31 protein-coding genes are annotated in these 25,139 nt (G+C 41.5%); 27 read left to right on the forward strand and 4 right to left on the reverse strand.

What is annotated here, in order from left to right:
• Positions 1–429: 429 nt before the first annotated feature.
• The 21 genes from AC0L6R_RS10080 (at position 430) to AC0L6R_RS10180 (ending at position 12,332) form a co-directional block, all read left to right on the forward strand.
• Positions 430–2,241: a carboxypeptidase-like regulatory domain-containing protein gene (locus AC0L6R_RS10080; RefSeq protein ID WP_473271066.1), complete on the forward strand. Its 1,812-nt coding sequence runs from the start codon at positions 430–432 to the stop codon at positions 2,239–2,241.
• 16 nt (positions 2,242–2,257) lie between these two features.
• Complete coding sequence (locus tag AC0L6R_RS10085) at positions 2,258–2,464, forward strand: hypothetical protein (protein ID WP_473271067.1); 207 nt, start codon at positions 2,258–2,260, stop codon at positions 2,462–2,464.
• A gap of 49 nt (positions 2,465–2,513) precedes the next feature.
• Positions 2,514–2,981, forward strand: coding sequence for a hypothetical protein (locus AC0L6R_RS10090; RefSeq protein WP_473271068.1), 468 nt, complete (start codon positions 2,514–2,516; stop codon positions 2,979–2,981).
• 14 nt (positions 2,982–2,995) lie between these two features.
• Entirely contained in the window at positions 2,996–3,703 is a 708-nt protein-coding gene (locus AC0L6R_RS10095; RefSeq protein ID WP_473271070.1) for a glycoside hydrolase family 76 protein, read from the forward strand.
• Between the two features lie 99 nt (positions 3,704–3,802).
• A complete protein-coding gene (locus AC0L6R_RS10100; protein ID WP_473271071.1) occupies positions 3,803–4,420 on the forward strand; it encodes a carboxypeptidase-like regulatory domain-containing protein in 618 nt (205 codons plus the stop codon).
• A 20-nt stretch (positions 4,421–4,440) separates the two neighbouring features.
• Entirely contained in the window at positions 4,441–6,093 is a 1,653-nt protein-coding gene (locus AC0L6R_RS10105) for a SusC/RagA family TonB-linked outer membrane protein (RefSeq protein WP_473271073.1), read from the forward strand.
• 115 nt (positions 6,094–6,208) lie between these two features.
• Positions 6,209–6,553, forward strand: a complete 345-nt coding sequence (locus tag AC0L6R_RS10110) for a hypothetical protein (RefSeq protein WP_473271075.1) — start codon at positions 6,209–6,211, stop codon at positions 6,551–6,553.
• A gap of 36 nt (positions 6,554–6,589) precedes the next feature.
• The gene (locus tag AC0L6R_RS10115; RefSeq protein WP_473271076.1) at positions 6,590–7,018 is read left to right on the forward strand and encodes a hypothetical protein; all 429 of its coding nucleotides are present in this window, start codon (positions 6,590–6,592) and stop codon (positions 7,016–7,018) included.
• A 54-nt stretch (positions 7,019–7,072) separates the two neighbouring features.
• Positions 7,073–7,387 (forward strand): hypothetical protein, encoded by a 315-nt coding sequence (locus AC0L6R_RS10120; protein ID WP_473271077.1) that lies wholly within the window; start codon positions 7,073–7,075, stop codon positions 7,385–7,387.
• Positions 7,377–7,670, forward strand: coding sequence for a RagB/SusD family nutrient uptake outer membrane protein (locus AC0L6R_RS10125; RefSeq protein ID WP_473271079.1), 294 nt, complete (start codon positions 7,377–7,379; stop codon positions 7,668–7,670). The genes AC0L6R_RS10120 and AC0L6R_RS10125 overlap by 11 nt, the downstream gene beginning before the upstream one ends.
• Positions 7,671–7,727: 57 nt before the next feature.
• Complete coding sequence (locus tag AC0L6R_RS10130; RefSeq protein ID WP_473271080.1) at positions 7,728–8,456, forward strand: hypothetical protein; 729 nt, start codon at positions 7,728–7,730, stop codon at positions 8,454–8,456.
• Positions 8,431–8,586 carry a hypothetical protein gene (locus tag AC0L6R_RS10135; RefSeq protein ID WP_473271081.1) on the forward strand — a complete coding sequence of 52 codons (156 nt, stop codon included), beginning with the start codon at positions 8,431–8,433 and terminating at the stop codon, positions 8,584–8,586. Before AC0L6R_RS10130 ends, AC0L6R_RS10135 begins: the two co-directional genes overlap by 26 nt.
• Before the next feature lie 5 nt (positions 8,587–8,591).
• The gene (locus AC0L6R_RS10140; RefSeq protein WP_473271133.1) at positions 8,592–9,137 is read left to right on the forward strand and encodes a RagB/SusD family nutrient uptake outer membrane protein; all 546 of its coding nucleotides are present in this window, start codon (positions 8,592–8,594) and stop codon (positions 9,135–9,137) included.
• Positions 9,138–9,167: 30 nt separating this feature from the next.
• Positions 9,168–9,566, forward strand: a complete 399-nt coding sequence (locus tag AC0L6R_RS10145; RefSeq protein WP_473271083.1) for a DUF3823 domain-containing protein — start codon at positions 9,168–9,170, stop codon at positions 9,564–9,566.
• 19 nt (positions 9,567–9,585) lie between these two features.
• The gene (locus AC0L6R_RS10150) at positions 9,586–9,987 is read left to right on the forward strand and encodes a hypothetical protein (protein ID WP_473271084.1); all 402 of its coding nucleotides are present in this window, start codon (positions 9,586–9,588) and stop codon (positions 9,985–9,987) included.
• A 170-nt stretch (positions 9,988–10,157) separates the two neighbouring features.
• Complete coding sequence (locus AC0L6R_RS10155) at positions 10,158–10,583, forward strand: hypothetical protein (RefSeq protein WP_473271086.1); 426 nt, start codon at positions 10,158–10,160, stop codon at positions 10,581–10,583.
• On the forward strand, positions 10,580–10,906 hold the full coding sequence (locus tag AC0L6R_RS10160; protein ID WP_473271087.1) for a hypothetical protein: 327 nt from the start codon (positions 10,580–10,582) through the stop codon (positions 10,904–10,906). Before AC0L6R_RS10155 ends, AC0L6R_RS10160 begins: the two co-directional genes overlap by 4 nt.
• A gap of 14 nt (positions 10,907–10,920) precedes the next feature.
• Positions 10,921–11,097, forward strand: coding sequence for a hypothetical protein (locus AC0L6R_RS10165; protein WP_473271088.1), 177 nt, complete (start codon positions 10,921–10,923; stop codon positions 11,095–11,097).
• Positions 11,094–11,327, forward strand: a complete 234-nt coding sequence (locus tag AC0L6R_RS10170) for a hypothetical protein (RefSeq protein ID WP_473271089.1) — start codon at positions 11,094–11,096, stop codon at positions 11,325–11,327. Before AC0L6R_RS10165 ends, AC0L6R_RS10170 begins: the two co-directional genes overlap by 4 nt.
• Positions 11,328–11,331: 4 nt before the next feature.
• The gene (locus AC0L6R_RS10175) at positions 11,332–12,105 is read left to right on the forward strand and encodes a hypothetical protein (RefSeq protein ID WP_473271090.1); all 774 of its coding nucleotides are present in this window, start codon (positions 11,332–11,334) and stop codon (positions 12,103–12,105) included.
• 23 nt (positions 12,106–12,128) lie between these two features.
• A complete protein-coding gene (locus AC0L6R_RS10180) occupies positions 12,129–12,332 on the forward strand; it encodes a hypothetical protein (RefSeq protein WP_473271091.1) in 204 nt (67 codons plus the stop codon).
• 70 nt (positions 12,333–12,402) lie between these two features.
• Here the strand turns inward: AC0L6R_RS10180 and AC0L6R_RS10185 are convergent, their stop codons facing one another.
• From AC0L6R_RS10185 to AC0L6R_RS10200, 4 genes are read right to left on the reverse strand one after another with little or no spacing between them, the layout of a single operon-like run.
• Positions 12,403–13,473 carry a DUF4229 domain-containing protein gene (locus AC0L6R_RS10185; RefSeq protein ID WP_473271092.1) on the reverse strand — a complete coding sequence of 357 codons (1,071 nt, stop codon included), beginning with the start codon at positions 13,471–13,473 and terminating at the stop codon, positions 12,403–12,405.
• Positions 13,403–14,146 carry a Kelch repeat-containing protein gene (locus tag AC0L6R_RS10190; RefSeq protein ID WP_473271093.1) on the reverse strand — a complete coding sequence of 248 codons (744 nt, stop codon included), beginning with the start codon at positions 14,144–14,146 and terminating at the stop codon, positions 13,403–13,405. The genes AC0L6R_RS10185 and AC0L6R_RS10190 overlap by 71 nt, the downstream gene beginning before the upstream one ends.
• On the reverse strand, positions 14,109–14,378 hold the full coding sequence (locus tag AC0L6R_RS10195) for a hypothetical protein (RefSeq protein ID WP_473271094.1): 270 nt from the start codon (positions 14,376–14,378) through the stop codon (positions 14,109–14,111). Before AC0L6R_RS10195 ends, AC0L6R_RS10190 begins: the two co-directional genes overlap by 38 nt.
• Before the next feature lie 10 nt (positions 14,379–14,388).
• Positions 14,389–14,925, reverse strand: coding sequence for a hypothetical protein (locus AC0L6R_RS10200; protein ID WP_473271095.1), 537 nt, complete (start codon positions 14,923–14,925; stop codon positions 14,389–14,391).
• Between the two features lie 772 nt (positions 14,926–15,697).
• Here AC0L6R_RS10200 and AC0L6R_RS10205 point away from each other — a divergent pair.
• The 6 genes from AC0L6R_RS10205 (at position 15,698) to AC0L6R_RS10230 (ending at position 25,090) form a co-directional block, all read left to right on the forward strand.
• Positions 15,698–16,309, forward strand: coding sequence for an RNA polymerase sigma factor (locus tag AC0L6R_RS10205; protein WP_473271134.1), 612 nt, complete (start codon positions 15,698–15,700; stop codon positions 16,307–16,309).
• Between the two features lie 350 nt (positions 16,310–16,659).
• Entirely contained in the window at positions 16,660–17,655 is a 996-nt protein-coding gene (locus AC0L6R_RS10210) for a FecR family protein (protein ID WP_473271096.1), read from the forward strand.
• Between the two features lie 108 nt (positions 17,656–17,763).
• A complete protein-coding gene (locus tag AC0L6R_RS10215) occupies positions 17,764–21,072 on the forward strand; it encodes a SusC/RagA family TonB-linked outer membrane protein (RefSeq protein ID WP_473271097.1) in 3,309 nt (1,102 codons plus the stop codon).
• Between the two features lie 13 nt (positions 21,073–21,085).
• Positions 21,086–22,717, forward strand: a complete 1,632-nt coding sequence (locus AC0L6R_RS10220; protein WP_473271098.1) for a RagB/SusD family nutrient uptake outer membrane protein — start codon at positions 21,086–21,088, stop codon at positions 22,715–22,717.
• 35 nt (positions 22,718–22,752) lie between these two features.
• Positions 22,753–23,880, forward strand: a complete 1,128-nt coding sequence (locus tag AC0L6R_RS10225) for a SusE domain-containing protein (RefSeq protein WP_473271099.1) — start codon at positions 22,753–22,755, stop codon at positions 23,878–23,880.
• A gap of 22 nt (positions 23,881–23,902) precedes the next feature.
• Entirely contained in the window at positions 23,903–25,090 is a 1,188-nt protein-coding gene (locus AC0L6R_RS10230; RefSeq protein WP_473271100.1) for a glycoside hydrolase family 76 protein, read from the forward strand.
• Positions 25,091–25,139: the final 49 nt, after the last annotated feature.

Genomic DNA, 25,139 nt, shown 5'->3' on the forward strand with positions numbered 1-25,139 from the left:
GCTCCTTAGGTGAAGATTTTGCCTCTTGTATTTTATATGAATTTATAGATTGCCTGATTGAAACTAAGTTCAATTGCATTGCTATTTTTAATCATTTTTCCCTGATCTAGGTGACTTTTTAATTAGCAATTTAATTTGAGGATGACTTGTTTATAGGTGGAATGTATAGGGTTTGAAAATAGCAATCCCACAGAGTGTGAGTCTGTTGTTAACCAATGTTCGTATTCGCTTCTTTTCATAAGTGTTTGTAGTCATCCAAACGAATTTTTCATCTTTTGATTACAGGATTAGTAAAATTTCCACTTGTATTAACCCTGATTTAACCAATTAATTAACCGGATCGCCTCTATTTTCATCCGTATCAATCGCTGAAGTGAAACGCATTTTTGATCGATTGGTGATTCAATTTAACCCAAAATTTCCTAAACGATGAGTAAAAATTTACGAGCGATAAGTTACTTCGCCTTGTTGTGTACGTTTTTCGTATTCACAATTTCTTGTGTCACTGAGGACGAGCCCATTGCTGAACCGAGAGGCTCGATCACAGGTACTGTTACAGATAGCGAAGGACAGCCAATTGCAGATGTAAGTGTAGTGCTTGCAGCAATTAGCGAAGAAGAAGTTTCTGTCACCACTGGAAGTGATGGAAAATATATTTTTGAAAATGTCACGCTGAAAACACGAGCGGTGAAATTTTCCAAAGAAGGGTGGCTAGCAGTCAGCCTTACTGTGAACCCTGATAAGTACAACAGTGAAAGAATCGCAACCGCGGATGTGTCATTGGTTTTTGCCTCAGCAAAGATATCAGGGACAATCAAAGATGGGAAAAATGGCGACGCCCCACTCGAAGGTGTGACGGTCAGCGTTGGGGTTGCAGGTACGCAAACCAGCGGAAGCGAAGGTGGTTTTACGCTTGAGAATCTGATCGTTGATGAGTACACAGTCACGTTCACCAAAGCTAACTATGAAACAGTTGTTAAAACGGTAACTGAAGCAGACTTTGTTGAAGGTATAGCCCATCTTGATGTGATAATGGGTAGCAGTGAAATCCTACGGGGATTGACATATGCAGATCTTTTGACAGCAGAGAAATGGTATTATAATGAATATCGTGGAGGAAGAAATGCAGATGCCTATCCTCGATGGGACTGGGCATGTAATTATATGTCAGTGCTTGACTTCCGTGGCGCTTGGCAGGAGCAAAATGAAGGGACTACACTTCAAATACGAAACAGTGAGGATGAGCGCAGCAACCCTGCAGATTTGAATGTTTTTGACTCCTATGTCTATGGTAGTAAGCTGATAACAGAAGACAATAAAATCTTATCCTTAAGAATCAGTACCCATAATGCTGACGCCGCAAACCCTGCATACTTCGGAGTTCAGGTAGTGGATTTGTCAGCATCCCAGCCTACTGCGGTGAAAATAGGTGAGAATAGAACCTATGCTTCTGGAAGCTATGGAGACATAGAATTTGATTTAAGTGAGTATGTAGGCAAAGAGGTAATTGTTGCAGTGGGTATCTACAGACAATCCACAGGTGATTATTGGAAGCAGTTGGTACTTCGGGCCATGCGATTTGCAGATCGAAAAGTGGAAAACTGGGATTGGCTACCTGGAACTGAAGTAGTAGAAGGTTGGAAACTCACTCAGGAAACCGTTCGCTCAACCATGCCTCATACCAAAAAATCCTTCACGGGAATTAGTCCTGTCAGTGGCAATCGTGACAACTACGTGGATGCTTACCGTGCATGGAGAGCAGTTGACCATGTTGCAGCAGAATGGTTCTTTGTGCCGCTGAAAAAGGATCCTGAAGTCTTTCCGTCTGAAGGGTATCTGATAAAAACCAGAAATACTCCCGATGTAAATACAAAGGTGCCGGAGGCTTACCTGTACTCTAAATTTTCAATCAGCGCTGGAAGCAACCAATTGACCTTGAATACCCGCAATTTCAGCGACAATTTCACCTATTTCAAACTCACAGCTATAGAGGATGACGGCACTGTCACTCATTTGGATCCCCAATCCAACACAGCTGATGAAGCAAGCGCGGCAGAGGATGGTTGCTGGAAATTCAAGCATGGTGATGGAGGTGCAGGTAATCCGGAGGGATACGCATCTTTTGTGTATGACCTTGCTCAGTTCAACGGTAAAGATGTAACCCTATCTCTTGGAGTATACAACGCTGAAGCCAATTCGGGTGAGAATAAATTGGTAATCCACAGAATTGATTTGAACTAATACAATTAACCTAAACATGATACAATATCGAATGATGATCACAATCTGGAGTTTTTGTGTACTGCTGTTTACAGCCTGCACCGAAAACTCAACTGACACCGACCCAACGGTCCCTCCTGTGGAGGTGAGCCTTTCAGAACAAAATCTTACTAGGGCAATGGAGCTTACCGATAAAGCAGTTTCAGCCCATTTTTCCGGTTCAGGAATGGCCATGGCCAGGTGATTACAATCCCTATACAGGAGTAAGGTCCGATGAGATCGGTAGTGTATGGATGTACTCCTCTGCCATTGAAGCAGTGAATGCAATTCTCCATGGACTTCAGGAGCAAAAGGAGAAGGGGAATCCCAAACTTTACGACGATAACTTTTCCCGGTATAAAGAACTTCTGAGTCAATTGTATGACAATGTGGACTACTATCAGGGCACATTTGAGTTGGTGTCTTATACCCAGACTAAAGAATGGTCAGTGTATGGAGTGAATCGTGGTAACGCCAAGGGAACAGCTAAAGTAGAAGGTATAGAGAATGTGTATGACGACCAGATGTGGCTTGTCCGTGAATTGCTTGAATCATATAAGATCATAGGAGAAAATTCCTACCTGGAGAAAGCTGAATATTTGACTGCCTATGTGTTGGACGGATGGGACAGTACGAGAAATCCGGACGGAACTGAGCGTGGGGGTATTCCTTGGGGCCTGGATACGTCACCAAGCATGCTTGTAGCAACGGCCCTATGGTAAGCCCGTTGGTTTGGTTGCACGAAATTTACAAGGATAAAAGTGACGAGATCACTTACCGATATATAAATGCTGACGACCTAAAGACCCGAGAAAGCATGTCAGTGAAGAAAAGCGATTATTATGCGGATTTTGCCAAGAAAGTGTACGATTGGCAGCAGAATAATTTGCTGCGCTCAGATGGGGTTTATGATGATATGAGAGGAGGATGTTCTCCGGGAAATCCTCAAACAGAAAGCATAGACGGGACAGTTTACCGCAAAGGAATCAACTGTCAGGATCGGGTAGGACCTGCCATTTCTTATAACACTGGCACTATGTTGTCCGGAGCAGCAGATTTGTATAGAATGACAGGAGATGGCGCTTATCTTCAGGATGCACAGAAATTGTCTGATGACAGCTTTAATCATTTTGCAAAATTGGAACAGAATAAACCTGATTTGTATTCCTACGATATAAGCGGTTTTAACAACTGGTTCAATGGAGTGTTGATGCGCGGATATGTTGATGTAGAGCCGGCCTACGGTGCTGCTGCTGATTACATTACTACTTTTCAGAAAAACCTTGACTACGGATATGAAAACTTCCTTTACGAAGGATTTCTACCTACCAATTTATTGGTTGGCTGGAGTTTAACGCCCAATAATAACAGGACTGAGGGGATGTTCAACTTCGCGTTTGCAGCAGAATATGCCGTTTTATCACGGTATGAGCTAGGGAAATGACTTCGGTTTCCGACTTTCCTAAAACCTGGGAAAGTCGGGATTGTTAATTGCTACTACTGCCTCTAGGAGGCGATGATAAACCAAAATAACCTAAAACATATGCAAAAGATATATAAGCGTTTTTGCAGAGTATTGATCAACACCACTCTGATGGGAGTGGGGTTACAATGCTTTGTTTTTACCCCTGTTCTTGCTTCAGATCTTAAAGAAAACAAGTATTCCATGGAGAATCTTGGTGAGCAGGACAAAGATAGAACCGTAACAGGTACGGTGACATTCTCCGAAGACGGCACCCCTATGCCAGGCGTGAATGTACTTGTTAAGGGGACTTTAGTTGGGACGACTACTGATATTGATGGGAAATTTACCCTCACGGTTCCTGATGAAAATGCAATTCTTACATTTTCATTTATAGGGTATATGACACAGGAAATTGAAGTGGGTGCACAATCCGTAATTGAACTGTCCATGGTACCTGACACCCAGCAATTAGGAGAGGTCGTTGTTGTAGGATATGGCATGCAGGAAAAAGTCACTTTGACTGGTTCAGTAGCTAATATCAAAGGGGAAGAAATGCTGCGAACCAAAAATGAAAATCCTCAAAATATGCTAACCGGTAGAGTTGCCGGAGTTAGGGTATGGCAGAAAAGTGCTGAGCCTGGTACTTTCAATGCCAGTCTTGACATTCAGGGGATTAGGATCACCCCTTGGTTGTAATTGATGGTATCCAGCGCACCATGGCTGATTTCCAGCGTCTCAATCCATCTGATATTGACGAATTATCTGTACTGAAAGATGCTTCTGCTGCTATTTATGGAGCAAGGGCAGCAAATGGCGTTGTGCTTATTACCACGAAAAAGGGAAGTCAAAACGGCAAGGCCACTGTTACCTACAATGGTTCATACACCTTGCAGAGTCCATCAGGATTTCCCGAGCTTTCAGATCCTTACCAGACCATGACGCTATACAATGAGATGGCTATGAACAATATAAATGGCGGGAATCTGATCTATCAGGCAGATGATTTTGAAGCATTTCAGACAGGCCGTCGTCGTACCACGGATTGGAATTCATTATTGATCAATGAATATGCGCCTCAAAGCCAACATGACATCAGTATTACAGGTGGGACCGAAAAAACACAATACTACATAGCCGGTGGTTATATGTATCAGGAAGGGTTTTTTAAATCCGGTGATATGAACTATAGTAAAGTCAACCTTAGGTCAAACATCACCACGGAGATTGCAAAAGGGTTAAAGTTTAACCTGAACCTGAGTGGAGTGGCAGATCAGAGAAATTCTCCTTATTCAAGTGCGGTGGAAATTATCCGTAATTATTGGAGACAAGGTGTTCTTTTTCCCGCTTATGCTGATCCTGAAAACACCATGTTGAATTACGAAGGGTTGGATCTGGAGCAAAACACAGTAGCAATGATGAGCTCTGACGTTTCTGGCTATAGAAAGTACAAGCAAAAATACTTTCAGTCCTCAGCTTCTTTGGACTATGATCTAGGTACACTTACCCCTGTATTGGAAGGGTTGTCTGCTAAGGGCTTGGTCAGCTACGATTACAGGGGTGACGATAACGATATCTATCGTAGGGAATATTATCAATACATGTATGATCCTGTGACGGATACGTATTTGTCAAAACTCTATAATAACAGTTCTCCAAATCAGATTAGACGTGAACTTTATAGTAAGCAACAGTTTTTAGCACAGTTTCTACTTAATTATAAAAGAACCTTCGGTACCAATCATGATGTGTCCGGACTTCTGGGATTTGAAACCCAAAACCGGAAGGGGGATAATTTTTACGCACAGCGCGATTTGGCATTTGCGATGGAATACCTCGCAGGGGGCATGAATGAAAATCAACAGGGTGGAATGCAGGGTGGTTCCGGTGATTTATACGAAATAGCCAATTCTGCTATGTTTGGCAGAGTGAATTACGCCTTTGCGGATCGGTATATCGCAGAGGTACAATTTAGGTATGATGGCTCATCGAAATTCGTTAAAACCAATAGATGGGGATGGTTTCCTTCAGCTTCAGTAGGTTGGCGTCTATCTGAAGAGTCATTTTTTAATTCTATTTCTGCCTTCAATTTTGTTGATCAGCTCAAATTCAGGGCAAGTTATGGGATGACTGCAGATGATGGCTCATTGGCGTATGACTGGTACCCAGGTTACATCTATCCGGCTACCAGCGGTAATGCCCAGCAGGGTTATTACAATCAATATGCACCGGGATATATACTCAATGGGGAGTTTGTATATGGAGCTTCCGTGGTAGTGCCCAATGAAAATATCACCTGGTGGACTGCGAAAACTTTTGATATAGGTGTGGACTTTGAAGCATGGAGAGGAAAATTTGGCTTTTCTTCTTGATTATTTTGATCAGTAGACGAGAAGGTCTTTTTTCCACTCGTTCTGGAGATGTTCCCTTCTGTCGTCAGGCACGGGAGCACCTAGGGAAAATACAAACAGTGATCGTCAGTTCGGGATGGATCTGGAACTCCCCCACAGAAACACGATCGGACAGGTGTCCTATGGTTTAAAAGGTATAGCGACCATCACCCGAAGACAGCATTTGATCGCGGCTGAGAAAGGCCCATATGGCAATTCTTATGACCAATGGAGAAATGATAACCTTACTGATCGCTATCAGGGGGTGCAATTTGGATATGAATCCGCCGGGCGATATACCAACTGGGAGGATATTTGGTCTTACGATATCTACAAAGACAAGATATTTACGGGAGACTATAAATCCCAGATTCGAACGGTGATGGTGAAATCAATGGTCTGGACGAACATCCATTTGCCTATGATCAAACTCCTTGGCTGAACTTCAGCTTAGCTATGGACGCAAACTATCGGAATTTTGATATCAGTGTATTGTTTCAGGGATCAGCTGGGATCCATTAGGTATCAAGAGCCACTATACTCAATATGGGGTAGTAATGGTGGTGGAGCTTTGGAACAGTATCAAGACCGTTGGCATCCTGTAGATCCAATGGCAGATCCTTATGATCCTGAGACAGAATGGATAGGTGGATACTATGGCTACACCGGTAATTATCCTTTTGGAAATTCTGACTTCAACAGAGTAAGCACTAATTACTTACGTCTTAAAAGTATTGAGCTAGGTTATACTTTGAAATCCTTTAAGAACCCATCTACTAACATACGTTTCTTTGCTAATTCTTATAACCTCCTGACTTTTACTGGGGTTAAGTTTGTGGATCCTGAGCATCCAGGAGATGAACTAGGAAGATTGTATCCTCTTACCAAAACTTACACAGTAGGATGACAGCATCTTTTTGATAAAAGCAACTAGAGACTTTGAAACATAAATAAAAAACACATGAAACTAAGAATCATACTATTGCTATGCAGCCTGGTGTACATTACCAGCTGTACGGATCTGGATGTGCCTCCTCCAAATGTGATTGGTGACGAGACGCTAATGACCAGCGAATCTGGCATGGATGTATATATCGCTGGCATGTACAGCAAGATGCCATTTGAAGATTTTAAATACATGGCGCAGTGGGGAGTAGAATACAACTCCTGGTTAGGTTCACTTGGAATTGAAGGGACTGGAGAAGCAGTGAATCGAGAATGGGATCAGTTCTGCATTTACAGGAGAGCGGACTCCATATTGGGGAATGGCTTTTAGACTAATCCGGGAGGCAAATTATCTGCTGGAAAAGTTGCCGGAATATAAAGACGCATTTCCTGAAGTTACTTACAATCATTACTTGGGCGAGGCATATTTTGTTAGGGCGTTTGTTTTTTCAGCGATGGCTAGACGCTTTGGTGGAGTTCCACTGGTGACCAGCGTACTACGATATCCCTCAGAGGAAGCGGAACTAGAAATTCCTCGTTCTACAGAAGAAGAGGCAGCCTGGATCAGGTATTGGCAGACTACAACCAAGCGATTGAGCTACTTCAACCAGTAAGTCCTAAGCCCTGGCTATTCTAATAAGAACGTTGCACTTTCCTTTAAATCAGAGGCGATGCTCTATGCAGGTAGTGTTGCAAAGTACAATGAAACTGTGCCGGGAAGATTAACTGGAACAGGGCTAAAAACCGGTGTACGTGTTATTGGATTTTCTGAATCTACTGCTCAGGAAGCTTCGGTTAGGTATTTCAAAGAAGCTTACTTGGCTGCCAATGAGGTGATTGCCAGTGGGCAATATTCGCTCTATACAAGAAAATGGGCAGCTAACGATCCACAGGCGCAATACCAGAATATGGTTGACATGTTCAGTGATGAGACCAGTCCTGAGAATATTTATGTTAAGCAATATGATTTTCCGGTGGCTACCCACGGTTATGATGCATACAGCGCTCCATTTATTTTCAAAGCGCCATTGGCTTCAGGTACTTGTCCTACACTTGATTTTCTGGAATCGTTCGAGGGTTTTGATCGATATCCGGATGGTACCATTAAGGTAACAACAGGTTCAAGCAATACAGAAGGGAATTACCTGATGTATGATTCACCTATGGATTTCTTTGAAGATGCTGAGCCGCGACTACGCGCCTATGTCATTTTTCCTGAAGATATGTTTAAAAATCAGGAAATAGAAATCAGGGCTGGAGTATATACGGGTTCGGAGCCAATCAATCCTCTATTCAACGATTACAGTTATGCTACAGCAGAGACCACGATCCCAACAACTTCCTGCTTACACTCAAAGCCCAAAGAATCTTTTCTTGAGCGCCAGAGAAGGGGGGAGTGAGGAGTTGGTTTCTTTTCAAGGGGAGCAGATTACCGCGGCTGGAGCAAATGGGCCATTCTATAATAATGGTGAAAGTACACTTACAGGATTATATGGCCGTGAATGGTTAGATCCAGATCCTCTCTTTTGAAGCAGGTGAAGGTAGAATCTTCCCAGCATTTTATATTGATGAGGTATGCGGACGTATTGCTTAATGCCGCTGAAGCCGCAGTGGAATTGGCGTTGGCCGGGCAAGCTTCCCCTGATGGCTCAGATATGCTTCAGGTAGCTACTTCCAGTATCAATGATATCCGTGAGAGAGCAGGAGCGACCTTACTTACTGGAATGATTACCCCGAATATCGAAGGACGCAATATCGTTCGTAAAGAGCGAAGAAAAGAACTTGCCCTGGAGCATAAGACCAAGTGGGATTTACGCAGATGGAGAGTGCAGCGTTACGAAGAAAGAGATGGGTTCTGGGGTGAAACCCGTGATAAAGAAGATTTCGGTCTGAACTCCCGTTATCGATTCAGAGGCCTCTATCCATTCTTGTCTACTGAGAGCGGAAAGTACTTCTTCGATGCACGTTTTCAGTGGGTTAGTCTGAAGACGTTTGAGTACAATATTATCGATTATTATTTCGCTATCCCAGGAGGGGAAGTGTCGAAAAGTCCTGTGATCGATCAGCAACCCAACCGATAAGCCCATATCAATAACCTAGAATTTCATAAAATGAAAAAGATAACATACCTAATACTATTCGCACTGATTTCACTCAGTTCTTGCAGTATGTTCGAGATGGATAATTATGACCTGCCTGCAGAAACTCTACAAGGAGAAGTAGTGGACAGAGAAACCGGAGAACCTGTGCTTACAGATCAGGGGAGCGAGGGGATACGTGCACGACTGACCGAACTGAGCTGGGGGGATAATGCTACTACTACAACAATCCAGATTTGCTTTTGCATGCCCGACGGTACTTTCCAAAACACGAGGTTATTTGAAGGAACGTATAATATCCGTATTGACGGACCCTTTATTCCTTTAATTAGAGAAGATGACCGAGGTGTTCCTCTTGCAGATGAAACCCAGACTATCGATATAAATGGTGTTTCAAGTGTAAGCGTTTGAAGTCCAGCCATTTTTGAAAGTGGAGTGGGTCAAAGATCCTGAAGTGGTCAATGGGAAGGTAAGGGCACAAGTGCGGGTAACACGCGGAGTGTCTGAAGATGAATTCCGCTCTAAAATCGAACCTATGGGTGGCTACAGCAATAGCTTTCAGAATGTCACTGATATCCAGTTGTTCGTAAGCTACTCCTCCACTGTAGGATACCGGGCACGGGACGAGCGATGGTCCAGTCAATTGGAATTTTCAGGAACTTCCTTCGATTCAATGCTTGGTGAAACCATTAACATAGAATCCAACGGTACGATTCCAGAGGGAAGAATGGTCTTCGTGAGAGCGGCTGCTAGAATTAACTTCGATACTCCAAGAGGTAGTGGAACCAGACGTTGGAATTACAATGAGCCACGTCAGGTGCTTGTTTACTAATGATATAAACTGTAAAACCATCCCGTAAGCGGGATGGTTTTTAAGCTTCTACCCTATTGATAACACCTTACTCCCTTTTATCCTATCCATTTTGTTCACAAAAACCTGTAATAACAAGTTGACAGTAGACAAATTTGACTTAACCTTAATAACATTCAATCCTTATACCCATGCGATATAATTTCTTTCTATATCTGATTCCGTTTTTTTTAATTCAGGGCTGTGCTCAACTTCCGCATAACCAAGAGAATCAGGATTCACTGAAAACAGAAGAAACTGCATTTCAAACTTCTAATCCTTGGAAACCTGTGACAGATGTCAGGGCGGATGTGGCGATTGTTTACAGTGTAAAAGATCACCACGGTAAAGCCGATATGAGCTTTGAACAGCGGGTTCAAACTTGGAGGGACAAAGGGTATACCACGCATTTCATGAGTGGCATTGCATGGGGAGAATACCAAGACTATTTCACAGGAGAGTGGGACGGCGAATGGCATTTGGATGAAGGGCAGGTCACCCAAAAAGGCGATACAATCTGGCATGGACATATGGTTCCATATATCGTTCCTTCGATGAATTTTACTACACATCCATGAAGGAAAAGGTAATTAAGCGTGTAATTGATGCTGGAATCGACGCCATCTATCTGGAAGAACCTGAGTTTTGGGCTAGGGCAGGCTATAGTGAAGCATTTAAAAGAGAATGGAAGGAATATTACGGCTTTGACTGGAGGCCTCAGCACGAGAATCCGCGGAAAATACCTATTTGTCGGAACAAGCTTAGATATCATTTATACTACCGTGCGGTGGAGGAATGTTTTTCCTACGCTAAGGAATATGGAAAGAGTAAGGGGATGGAATGTTCGTTGCTATATTCCTACTCATTCTTTGGTGAATTATTCACAGTGGATGATTTGTAAGTCCTGAGGCAAGTTTGGCCTCTTTGCCCAGTGTGGATGGATACATCGCACAGGTATGGACAGGCACTTCCCGTGAGCCCAATTTTTTCAACGGAAAGGAAAAAGAACGTGTGCTTCGAAACAGCTTTTCTGGAATATGGATCCATGGAGTCGATGACTGCTCCGACCGGCAGAAAAGTCTATTCTCTTGACTGATCCGATAGAAGACTGGCCTAGGGATTGGGCGGATTACAAGAAGAATTATCAGGCCACGTTTGCAGCACAATTACTTTATCCTATGGTAGCGGATTATGAAGTAATGCCTTGGCCAGATCGAATTTATGAGGGTTTATATAGGACTAGTGCTGATAGTGATGAGAAAGCACAGATTGCAGCGCTTTTATTCTACCCGAGATGCCAGGTAATGATCAACACACTTTAATGATATGCCTCTTTCTGACAACAGAGTTAGTGGATCGCAGGGAATAGGGATTTTGATGTCCAACTCGCTAATGTTTCAGCGTTTCCCCACTCATCAGGGGTATGATGATCCTCAGTTGTCAAATTTTTATGGGCAGGCTTTGCCTTTGTTGAAAAGAGGGGTGCCTGTAAAAACAGTTCATATAGAAAATGTCTCATTTTCAAAGACTCTCGAAGATGTAAAGATTCTTATTATGTCTTATTCCAATATGAAACCCATGGAAAAAGACGCACACGTTCACTTAGGCGACTGGGTTAAAAATGGTGGGATTCTTGTATACGTCGGTAGTGATAAAGATCCTTTCCAAACTGTACAGGAATGGTGGAATACCAATGGGAATAATTTTAATGCTCCATCTGAGCATTTGTTCGGGGAACTTAGCTTGAAAGCACCATTTCAGGAAGGGAAATTTGCCTATGGTAAAGGTAAAGTGGTTATTATGCGCAACGATCCCAAAGAATTCGTTTTAAAGGAAGGGAATGACTTGACTTTTGTCAATACCATTAAGGAAATGTATGATTCGGATACAAATTCTGAGATACTGGAATTTAAAAACCACTTTTCCCTAACTAGAGGTCCATATGAAATTATCTCTGTAGTAAATGAGAATGAAGACCAATCTTCCTACACGGCCAAGGGGAAGTTTATTGATTTATTTGATCCTGAGATTCCGGTGTTGGATGAAAAAAAAGGTGAGCCGCTGGTGAGCAGGCATTTCTTTTCAATATCCAACGGGTAAAGAATCCTCAAGTACCTCAGGTTTTGGCTACAGCGGCGAGAATTTATGATGAGATATCTACTGAAAGTGAGTATTCCTTAGTAGCAAAGAGCCCGGAAAACACTACTAATGTGATGAGAGTACTTTTACCTCACAAGCCAGAAACTGTTGAAGTCATTGATCCTACAGGACAAGTTTTGAGCAGCGGAAACTTCGCTGGGATGAATCCAGTAAAACTTATTTCTTGAGTTTTGAGAATTATCCCGATGGAGTTAAGGTGAAATTTAGCTGGTGATTTGTAAGCAATTGGGTTAGTTCTTAAGAGGAAAGGCTGGCATAGGTTCTATGAAACTCCTTGCCAGTAACCCTTTTATACTCAATTGCAAAAGTTCTGAAAGCTATAATTGATTCCTCCTGCATTTTGAGTTTCTGCATGGCTTTGATTTGGTAAACCAATGCTGTTTCGTTTAATGGGTCGATATGGAAAAGTGCTTCACTCAAAGATATGGTGTTCTGATAGGACTCGATAGTGAAGTTTTTTTCTATTTCCAGAAGGAGTACTGGTTCGAGTTTGGTTTCAGCATCTTCCTTAAATGAATCAAAAAGAGGATCGTCCGACAGGTATAAAAATTTACCTTTTGAGACAATCTGGGTAAACTCATCTCTGTGTTCATTTATTTCATGCGAAGTAATGATCTGTAGGAAGCGAACATAATCGCAATAGGCTTCTTCATGTAAAATAAGTTTGTAATGCCCTTTTTCGTGGATTAATTCCAGCCCTTCCAGTTCGCTAAGCGTTTTGCGTAGGTTATTAATGGTGACACCACGGGAGTTTTTTACTTTGTCAGCAGGTCTATCTAGCCAAAGAAGATGACTTAGATGCTGAGAGGAAATACCATCTTCAGTAATGCTATATTGTAGAATTAGGCAAAACACCTGCTTAAGTTGGGTACTGAACATGTAGGTAATGTCCCTGTTTTTGCTGTCACGAACAGTGAAATTCCCGAAAAGCAAGATGGAATTTGGCTTGGATTTCGGTTCTATCTTTAGCGGGTGAGTATAGTGCTCAACTTCATCTGCAGTATCGATAGATTCTGATGATTTTGTTCTCAATTTCTTAAATAAAATGAAACCCAAAACTAATGCTCCTGCTCCAATGATAAGGGCGATGAAAGGGATTTCACTTTTTTGTTTCTCCGGAAAATTTGACAATTCACCTTTTGTAATTGCAGGAAAAGCCAGTGAATATACCTTTAGATCTGAAGAAATGTCATCTTCGAATTCCTGCACTATGGCATAAAGATTATTGAGGCCTTTGTCAAAATAGAGATTGGCATTTGTGGTTATTTTGTCCGAACGGATTGCGAATGGAATCCCCCAGAATTTCATAGCTGCCATCTTTTATAGAAAAACGATAAAGTCGAAGTGATGATTCTGAGAAATGTTCAGGGTAGCAAAGGGTGTATAAGCTGGAATCATTCAAAAGAACCATTCCTCTTACCGGCACTACATTGTCATTTTCCCATGGAACTTCCCAAAGCTTTGTAATCCTATTGTTGTTGAGGTCAACCTGGTGCAGGTCGTAGTAATATTTTCTTCCGACAGATTGTTCCCCAGACTCATTTCCCATCCCTCCAAGGATATATAGCTTATTTTGCTCAGGTTGGTACCCCACTGAGGAAAAGTATCGAGGTGAAATCGCATCACCTGCAAACTCCTCTTCCAGTGTCCAGGTTTTTTGGTTTAAATCGAAAGTGAAAAAGCTTTTACTATACTTCATATTTCCAAAACCTCCAAAAATCGTGTAGGTAGAATCGGTTTGATTTAGATAGGAGCCGTGATGATGAAGTTGTGTAGGAAGTTGCTCATAGCTTTCTTCATTCCATTCATAGGAATCAAGATCAAGACTGGCTACAGTAGGTTTAGAATTAGGGGTTTCATAATAGACCTCATATGAATACAGTTTATTTGAAACCGTATCAATAAAATTAGTACCCAAAATCAATTCAATAGGGCTTTTTTCTTCAAAAACTTTCAACTCCGTCAGCCCCGGATCGTACACTATAGGTCCAGATAGAATCTTTATTATAGTAATATATTTCCTTACTTTTGGGATTGTAATTTACACCGGCAATTGCCTGAGATTTAAAGGAAACTTGATGTTTCCAATGATAGGCATAATTTTTAAGCCAGTCAGGATTGTCGACCTGACCATAGGGTTTCCCAGAGATGTCATGGACAACGGTGCCTTTGTCTTCAAGTAGTGGAAACCTATAGGTGTCTTTTCCTGACACGGATAGGTCTTTAATAGCAAAAGAAGGGACATCTTATTATCTGATCGCTTTTGCCGAATAGAATAACTGGACTATAAGAGCTTGAAAGGCGTAAATTTTCGGCTGAGTAGGTTTCATTATCGATCGATAAAATGATGGAATCTTGAGCTAATCCAAACGCAATTTTAACATCAAACCATTGCTTGTTAAGCAATTGATCCCGGTCTAAATTCGCTTCTATGAGATTACTTTTGCCTTCTTCATTAAATTTGAAAATTAACTGATCCCCCTGTCCATCATAAAACAAATTGAAGATCCTGTCATTTTCTTTGTTTTTGATTCTTAAAATATATCCAATCTCTGTAGCGGGACTAAGCGAAAGATTAAAATCTATTTCAAAATGATCAGAGAATTCTACTTGATTGTTTCCAAAAACATCATACGAGGTACGTTGATTGATTGCATGCTCACTTCCGTTGAATTTAAGTCCTCCAGTTTGGGTGGACTGCAAAAGAATTAAACCAAAAACTAATGAGAATAGGAAGTTAATTTTTGTGAGTATTGGCATTGAGATTTGTGAATCAAACTCCGCTAGGGGTTAATGATCGTTGGGTTTATAGTATAAGCTAAAGTTCACTTGCAATACAAGTGTAGTAATTCTTTATAGCATATTTTTTATTTCAATGAATTTAAGCAGGGGACAATGCAATTGGTATGTATTGAATCCTTCAATTCAAAAATAGCCTTTTCATAATTAATTTGAAGTGCTGAAATTCTAAAATTTGGCCATGGAAAAGCTGTCTGGGTTTCTCAGACAGCTTTTTGCAAGGGGTAGTTTTTTCCTTTTAGTTGAATTGTTTCATCACTGATTAATTGTAAATAATAACTTTTTCAGCATCTGACGCTTTAAGGTGATCCAAGCGGTTAGTGCAAATCGGGCCAGCTACTTCACGGAAGGTTGGAAAATTATGGTGGTTTGATAAAAATAACATCATGTATTTTTGTCTCGATGTTGTCTTTAGCCTCTTTACTTAATTCACTCACAATTAGTAGCATCCACTTGTAAGTTTTACTTTCTAATCTCATTGTAAGGATTGCGGTGACTGAGAATCAACAACTACGGTGTAGACTATTAGCGTTTATCCAGTAGTCCATTGGGGTAATTTGGCAATAGAATTAAAAATACTACTTTTGAAATAGACACTTTAGGTATCCATTGGTAGATTACATTCTGTGTATTCATAAATGCAATTTCTTATCCCAGCATGACTCGTAAAAACCATTTTGATGATTTCTCTACTTCTGAGAGAAGTTCGAAAGAATCGGTGCAATTGAATGCTATGGAAACGGGGCAATCCCTGAAGGAAGAAGATTCGGATTCTACAATTTGGTCAGCGTTTGTTCAGGGAAGTGAGTATGCACTTTCTGTACTATTTGAAAGATATGCGGATAAACTTTTTAATTATGGTAAGCAATTTTCAAGTGATACGGGATTAGTTAACGATGCTATACAAGATGTTTTTTACCAGTTAATAAAAACTAAAGAAAGGTTGTCAAGTGCACAATCTGTCAAACATTATATCTTCAGTAGTTTTAGACGTAGACTTTTGAGATTGTTAAAACAACGCAAGAATATTGTGTTTGATGAAAACATTGGATTAAGTGGGAAATTCCAACTTAGTTTCACCCCTGATTATCATAGCATAAGTACTCAGTTTACTGTGGATCAAAAAGTGCTGTTGGAAAATTCATGCAACCAACTTCCGGCAAGACAACGCGAAATTCTGGCTTTGTATTTTTTTGAGGGCTTGTCCTATAAGGAGATTGCCGATATTATGGAATTTTCTCAAGTTAAATCTGCCAGAAAATTGTTGTATCGATCGTTAGAAGGTCTCAGCGAACTTCTCGGAAAGCACCGGGATTTATTGAGTTGTTTTTACTTTTTTATTTAGGGTAGGATCTGTAGGAAGACTACATTTTTTGGCAGGTATTATTCGGAGAAGACTTTTTTTCTCCGCTCACGCAACTTCAAATTTTTACCAAATCTTGATTTTGAGATTTGGTTTCTGGCTGATCTTTTCTTTTGATTTTTTATAGCGAGTGGTTTAAAAACATCAGTTGTAAAGGTTTTGTCAAAACTAAATTCGTGAAATATCATATTTTTTTTTAGCACTTGTGGGGTCATTTTATAAGAGCCTGTCTCTATATAGGTCACAGTCATAAATCAATAAAACCCCATCTTTTACAGGGAATGGAATTTAAACCTAAAAGTGAAGCAGATTTTTTGAAGCACCCATTATTCATGAAATGGGCAGTTAATCCGAATCCTGAACTTAATCGATATTGGTCCGAATGGGTCGAAGCGAACAGAGAAAGGAAGGAAATGATGTTGCGTGCCAAGGAACTAACAAAGACGATTGAGTGGAAAGACAAGTATCATATGGATGAAAAGGATTTCAGCCAGATGCGGAATAAGTTATTGGAGTTTAATTCGAAATGGGAGAGTCAGAAGGAATTAAAGACTTTTTCAGGTAGTAGTAGAAAGAATTACTCGAAGTGGTGGCCTGTTGCTGCCTCCCTGCTGTTTGCCGGAGTTCTTTTACTCAATTATATAGGTTCAGTTGACAATCGTAACATAGCTGAAAATGTCCAACCAGAATGGGTTGTAAAGTCAACTCAGAGGGGAATGAAAAAGGTTTTCCATTTGCCTGACGGCTCTACCGTTACCCTAAATTCAGCAAGTGAAATAAGATATTTAGATGATTTTTCCTCTAAACGAACAGTAGAACTCGTTGGCCAAGCATTTTTTGAAGTGGAAAGGAATGAGCAATTACCCTTTACTGTCAAAAGTGGGGATTTGAGCACCACGGTTTTAGGGACCTCATTTGATGTAAGTGCTTATCCAGATGAAGATCAGCTTCATGTGGCAGTAGTAACAGGAAAAGTAAAGGTGGATACTGAAAATGGCGTGTCAGCCACCATACTCCCCAGCGAAGCAACTTACTACGACCCCCAGAGCAAGTCTCTGAAAAAAGGGGGATATGATTACAATCACCTTTTAGGATGGAGGCACCGCATCCTAAAGTTTGATGAGGAGCCTTATCCTCAAGTCTTTGAGCGCCTTTCCAGATGGTATAACGTAAGGTTTGAATTTTCTCCAAGTCTAGAATTCAATGGAAAATACAGTGGGGAATTTCAAGATGAAAGTTTGGAAAATGTCCTAAATGGTATGCAATATTCTCTGGGGATCTCCTATGAGATCAGAGATGGAACTGTGAGAATTTCTAGAAAAAAATAGCTCGTAAGAGCCCTCATATATAACCTAAACAATCCCAAAATAATGAAGCAAAAATTACAACGCATGAGGGGAAAGCTGTTAGCCCGGTATTTACTCTGTCTATTTTTTATGACAGGGGTATTTACCGGTCCAATACAGTCCTTCGCCAGTCAACAAAATGACTTGAAAAGTGTCATTATCAGTATTTCGCTGACAGATGCAAGTCTTGAAAAAATTCTCAAGACCATTGAGAATAAAACAGAATTCAGATTTGCCTATGATATGAATCTGATTACTAATTCCTCAAAGGTGACGCTGGACGTTCGCGAGCAAACATTACTCTCGGTTCTGGAGGAACTTTCGGTCAAAGCCAAGCTATCCTTCAAACAAATCAATAACACCATTCATATTTCGCGATCTCCGGTAGCTGAAGTAAAAGTCACTTCGGTAGAAGCAAAAGTGGGTGTTCAGGTGACAGGAAAAGTCGTGGATGAATCTGGTTTGCCATTACCTGGTGCATCAATAGTTATCGAGGGTCAATCCGTAATTGGTACCGTCACAGATTTAGACGGAAATTATTCCATTCAGGCAGAGCAAGGGGATGTACTGGTGTTTACGTTTGTAGGGTATGAAACTCAGAAAGTTACCATTGGGACACAAACTGTGATAGATATTACCATGGGTGTAAACCTGTCTTCTCTGGATGAGGTGATTGTGGTAGGGTATGGCACACGTAAAAAATTAGATTTAATAGGTGCTGTAGATCAGGTAGGTAAGGAAGCGCTGGAAGGAAGACCTGTAGCCACGATGAGTCAGGCACTGCAAGGTGTCTCAGCGAATCTCATTGTGCAACAGCGAAATTCAGAACCAGGTGCAGGAGTTAATTTAAACATACGAGGCATCAGTACTTTGGGGGACAATTCACCCCTGGTAGTTATCGATGGGGTAATTGGCGGGGACATTAATTTGCTAAATCCTTCGGATATTGAAAGTGTCTCTGTTTTAAAGGATGCGGGCAGCGCCGCCATTTATGGCTCTCGTGCCAATAATGGTGTGGTGTTGATTACTACAAAACAAGGACAAAGGAATTCCAGACCTGTGGTTACTTACAACGGTCTGGTAGGTGTAAATACCCCGCAGTTTTTTACCGAGCCTGTTCATGGCTATCAGAATGCAATGCTGAGAAATGAAGCTGCTTTCAACGCAGGAAGAAGTGAAGCTATATTCAGCCCTGAGGAGATCCGTCAAATTCAGGAAAATGGCGATACGGAATGGTTTGCCAAAGAAATTTTTGACAATGCACTTCAGCAAAATCATAATGTGACAGTATCTGGAGGAGGTGAGAACAGTACTTACCTAGTATCCGCTGGATACACAGATCAGCAAAGCAACTATGTCGGACCGGCAAAAGGCTACAAACGTTTTAATTATAGAATGAACCTGACCAACGAATTTGGGAGGTTTAAACTTAGTTCCCGACTGGCGTATACCCGAAGGCTTATCACGGATCATTCTTCCTCAAGTGGAACACTGATGGCCGATGCCAACCGGGTACCGCTTTACTATACACAGAAAGATTCTCTTGGTAGATATCTAACCAATGATGTACTACAGGAATTTAATCCTTTGGGGATTTTGGAAGAAGGTGGATTTAGGCAGCATATTGATGACAATGTATTTGGGAATCTCAGTGGTGAATTTCGTTTTACCGATCACTTGAAACTTCGTGGAGTATTTGGATTTAACATGTATTCAAATAACCAATATGGAAGGGTTATTCAGGTGGATTTTTATCCAAGAGGGGTCTATGGTGGCAATCGTAATACAAATGACGAGAGCAGAAAGGGAATGGATCTAAATACCCAGGTAATGTTGGATTACGGAAAGGTGTTCAATGAAGTCCATGACTTCAGCTTCCTGCTTGGTGCTTCTAATGAGAATCATACAGATAGGGGAATTGGGATATACAAAACCTTTACAGACCCGGATTTGGGAACTCCAGTTACAGAGACTATCATCAGCCCAGTCTCTTATAATTCAAATCAGAGTTCTTCTGAAAACAGTCTTTATTCCGCATTTGGTGGCGCTTATTACAATTACAGCGAAAAATACTTCGTCGAATTTAGTTTTCGCTATGATGGTTCTTCCAAATTTAGAGAGGGTGAAAGGTGGGGATTCTTCCCTTCGGCATCTTTAGGCTATAGATTGTCCGAGGAGGCTTTCATGAGTGGGTATAAGGAAAGGTTCGGAGATTTTAAAATACGAAGTTCTTATGGAGTCCTTGGAAACCAGAATGTAGGTAACTATCAATATCAGACGACATTTTTTACCTATCAAAATGCGTATGGATTCAATAATTCGGTAGTCGGCGGAACTGGATTTAATTATGCGAATCCAAATATTCAATGGGAGCGGGCAGCAACTTTCAACATAGGAGCTGATCTTGATTTCCTGGATGGTGCATTGACCTTGAGCCTGGATTATTTCAATAAGGTAACCTCAGATATTCTAGTCCCTCCGGCTGTACCAGGAGTATTTGGAACTTCCTTGCCAGATTTTAACAGTGGAAAAGTAGGCAATAGAGGGTGGGAGGTTACTACTACCTATAGACATAGAGGACAGCACTTCAATCATTCCTTCACCTTTAACCTAGGTGATTCCAAAAACGAGGTGTTGGACTTCCAAGGTAACGAACGTTTAACAGGACTGGAGGAACTTCAAGTCCTCCTGAAAGAGGGATATCCTTTCAATTCCTATGTGGGTCTCAAGCGTGATGGTTATTTCCAAAACATTGATGAGGTAGAAAGTGGGCCGAAACCTGAAGGACTGAACGTCCAGCCAGGAGACAATCGATATGTGGATGTAGATGGCAACGGAATTATCAACGATGACGATAAATATGTTTTTGGCAATCCATTTCCGCGGTTGACTTTCGGTCTCACCTATAATGTCAAAGTGAAGGGATTTGATCTGAATATTTTTGCACAAGGTGTAGGAAGAAGAACGATGATGATTAGGGGCGAGGCCGTTGAGCCATTCCACTTCAACTATGGAATGACCATGTACACACATCAGTTGGATTACTGGACTCCACAAAATCCAGATGCCCGCTACCCAATACTTGCGGAAAATGGTAGTCAATCGAATACAAACAATTTCAGAAGGGGTTCAGATATGTATCTTTTTGACGGAGCTTATGTCCGATTGAAAAATGTACAACTGGGCTATACACTCCCGGTTTCTCTTGCACAACGAATTGGAATGCAGAATTGTCGTGCTTATATCTCGGGTCAGAATCTATTTACACTTTCCAAAGTGGATTTTGTGGATCCGGAATTGTCCGAATTTGACAATAGCTTGAGAAGTGGAGGCGCCAATAGTGCCAGAGCTTATCCAACTATGGTCTACTATGGATTCGGTTTGGACATCACCTTTTAACCCTACACCCAAAATGAAAAATCTAAAAATACATACACTAATTCTGGCTGCATTGGTGACCACGATGTGGACAGGATGTAAGGAGCTGGATTTGGCACCTGAAAATACATTCACAGATCTTACTTATTGGAGTTCGGAAGCAAAGGCACAAAGTGTGCTCAATACTGCTTACTCACAGATGTTTGATAGCAACCGGTTTTTTTATAATGAAGCTACTTCAGATAATGCCTACAACGGTCGTGGAGACAATGCCGGTGCAGCATCACTTGCAGCAGGAACGTACGACCCTTCTCTGGGTAGGCTGCAAAGTGAGTGGAGTGGTAGATATACTGGAATAAAAACGTGTAATATCCTTCTGGAGAATATTGATCAGGTGCCGGATATGGATGAGGCGGTAAAAGAAAGAATGATCGCTGAAGCCCGATTTATCAGAGCCTTTTTACATTTTCAGTTGATGACCTGGTTTGGAGATATTCCACTGTTGCAAAAGGATGTAACCATAGAGGAAGCTCAAACTATAACCCGTGCTCCAAAGGCAGAGGTACTGAATTTCATACTGACTGAATTGGAAGAGGTAAGTTTGGTTCTACCCACGCAGCAGGAACTTCCTGACGTAGAACGGGGCAGACTTACTTCAGGAGCTGCTATGGCATTGAAAGCTAGGGTTCATCTGTATGAAAGCCAATGGCAGGAAGTGGTGCAGACTACCGAAAGATTGATTTCGGGAGATGGATTTGGAAACTATGCCCTATTTCCTTCTTATGAAGGGTTGTTTTTGCCTGAAAACGAATTCAATTCCGAAGATATTCTCAGTTTACAATATGTGCCTCAGCTAAGAACTTGGGGTGAATTCTTTGATATGGCGCCGCTATCCACAGGAGCCAGGTTGAATGCTTTGGCTCCAACTCAGGAATTGGTCGACAGCTATATCATGGAAAATGGGCTGACTATTGATAATGGGGATTCCGAATACGATGAAGAAAATCCGTATGCAAACCGCGACCCAAGACTCACAGCTACCATAGTATATCATCTGTATGATTGGGAAGAAAACGGGTCAAGCCGAACTATTTATATCAAGCCAGGTACTGACCCTGATCCCTCTGCTCCGGACGAATATGTACCAGGTTCTTCCAGTACTACCACGGGATATTATACCCGAAAATACTTTGATCCCACCCATATTACCCAATTTGCTTCTGGCCTTAATCTTATGCTGATACGCTATGCGGATGTGCTTTTGATGTATGCTGAAGCTAAGAATGAACTGGGAGAAATGGATGAGAATGTGTGGAATCAAACGATCCGGGCCCTGCGTGAAAGAGCAGGATTTGAAGCAGGCTCAGCGCTTGCATTTGATGCAAATCTTAATCAAGCGCAATACAGAGAGCTTATTCGCAATGAAAGAAGATCTGAACTGGCTATGGAAGGACTGCGAATCTTTGATATCCGGAGATGGAAAACAGCTGAAGATGTCCTGAATGGCTGGGCTCATGGTGCCAAGTTCGGCCCACCTTCCGAGGATAATGGCTATCTGAGAGTGAACTTGAGATCCTTTGATCCAGCAAAACACTACCTATGGCCAGTGCCACGAGATGAGCGAAACTTAAATCCAAACTTGACCCAAAATCCGGGTTGGGATTAATTCCAATCCATTGCTAACCTTTAAATAAATCAAAGATGAAAAATAACCTATATAAATTTCTTGGTGTTCTTACAGTACTCACCAGTCTGTTTTCCTGTGTGGAAGACGAGGAGCTGCACACTGAAGTAACGCCTGTAAATTCCCTCTATGCGCCGGAAAACAATGCGTATATGAACTTGGGAGCCCAGAGCTCCGCAATATTTGAATGGGAAGCGGCCAAAGCTGCGGATAATGGGGTAGTACTTTATGAAGTAGTATTTGATGTAGAAGGTGGGGATTTTTCTGATCCGTTGTACTTATTGCCTTCTGATGGCAGGGGATTGCAGCGTAGTCTCACGTTGCCTTTTTCAGAATTGAACAAAATAGCTCAAATGGCAGGAATTCAGCCTGAAGGGGTAGGTAAGCTCCAATGGTCGGTTCAATCCTCCAAGGGGATAAATGTCCAACCTCTAAAGGAAATCCGGACAATTGAAGTAGCCAGGCCGGCAGGTTTCCCTTCTCCAGATGAGCTTTTTCTGGTAGGATCAGCCACCGAAGCAGGAGATGAACTTTCTGAGGCAATTTTAATGAAGAAAACCAGCACAAATACTTTTGAAGCCTATACTTCACTGAAAAGTGGAGCCTATCATTTTGCGTCAAGAAATTCCGGCGAACCTGATACCTACTATATCGATGGTGAAAAGCTAAGAGCTGATGGTGAAACTGAATATTCCGGTGATGATCAGGTAGTAAGAATCCGGGTGGATTTCTCAAATGGAACAACCGAGATTACAGAGATTAATAAAGTGGAATTGTGGTTTGCTCCTGATGGCGTGTTTCTTACAGAACTCCCTTATGCTAAGAATGGTACATGGTCAGTAGCAGACTTTCCAATTGTGTTCAGACAGGAAAGCTGGGGTCGTGATGAGCGGTATAAATTTCGATTCACAACTACCGATGAAGAAGGAAATGAGGTAGGGGAATGGTTCGGCAGCACAAATGGTGACAATCAAAGACCAACAGAATCCACTGGTCCTGCTTATTGGTATATGGTTCCAGTATCAGATGACCGATGGAACAACAGCTTCAAGTTTGCCACTGAAGTGGATAATGCAAGTGCGGATATCAGTGTGATCTTTAATGCCGAGGTGTCAAATTACACTCATGTCATTTCAGTAGATTAAAACATATCAGAATAAGAAAAACATGAAAAATATTAATTCAGTTGTTGTGCTTTTCCTGATGGGGATATTATTGGTCTCTTGTATTGACAAGGATTTGGGGCCTCTTCGGAATGATTTTCAACAGGAAGAAGAGATACAGTATGATTGGGGGGCGACTGCTGACTCCATGCAGAATTCCACTTACTCCCTATACGTTGCGGCGGATGGAAGCTTTAATTTCAATCCCGGAGGGTCATTTGGGGGTTATTGGCCAAACGCACACGCGCTCCACGTTTATGTGGATGCTTACACAAGAACTGGCAATGGAGCGTATTTGGATAGGATGAAGAAGCTGTTGCGTGCTATAAAATCAAATAACGGTGGAACCTACTCCAATGTATTCAATGATGATATGTTATGGCTTGGGAACTCCTGTGTTCGTGCCTATGAAGCTACAGAAGACGAGGAATATTTGGAGGTAGCTGAGTTCCTTTGGCATGATGTGTTAGAGAGTTACAGTGAAGTTTTCGGAGGGGGGATTACCTGGAAAAAAGATACTCCAAATCTAAAAAATGCGGTTTCCAATGGTCCGACCATAGTCTTGGCAACGAGATTATACAATGTCACTGAGAATGATTATTATCTGCAATGGGCAAAAGATCTCTACACTTGGCAAAAAGCCAATTTGGTAGAACCTGAAACAGGTTTGGTTTGGGATAATATTGAGTTGATTGAAGGAGTACCTACAGTCAAGAAAGACTGGATTTTTACCTATAATGCTGGTACCTGGATCGGGTCCGGTCTTCGCCTTTATCAAATTACAGGAGAAAATGGCTATTTATTAGACGCGGTTCAGACGGCAAAATCTTCCATGACCCGATCCGAAATTTCTACTGAAGGTATACTTAGAGACGAAGGGCAGGGAGATGGCGGATTATTCAAAGGGGTCTTTGTAAGGTACTTTACTGAATTGATTCAAGAGCCGGCGATCAATGAAGCAGATAAGAAAAGCATGGTTGACTTCCTGAATTTCAATGCTACGACGTTTTTCAAAAACGGATTAAACAGGCCAGATATGCTGTGCGGTCCTAACTGGCGACAGTTACCAACAGATGGGACAGATCTGACTACACAGTTATCCGGATTGATGTTGATGGAAGCAGCAGCGTTCTTCAGGAGGAAGAAATTTTTGATTAAGAAAGTTGACAAGAGATGCGTAAAATCAATATAATATTAGCGGTAGTTTCAATCTTTGTTTTTTCATTTTGCGGAAGTAAAAG

Source organism: Algoriphagus sp. 10J20-15 (assembly GCF_055809615.1).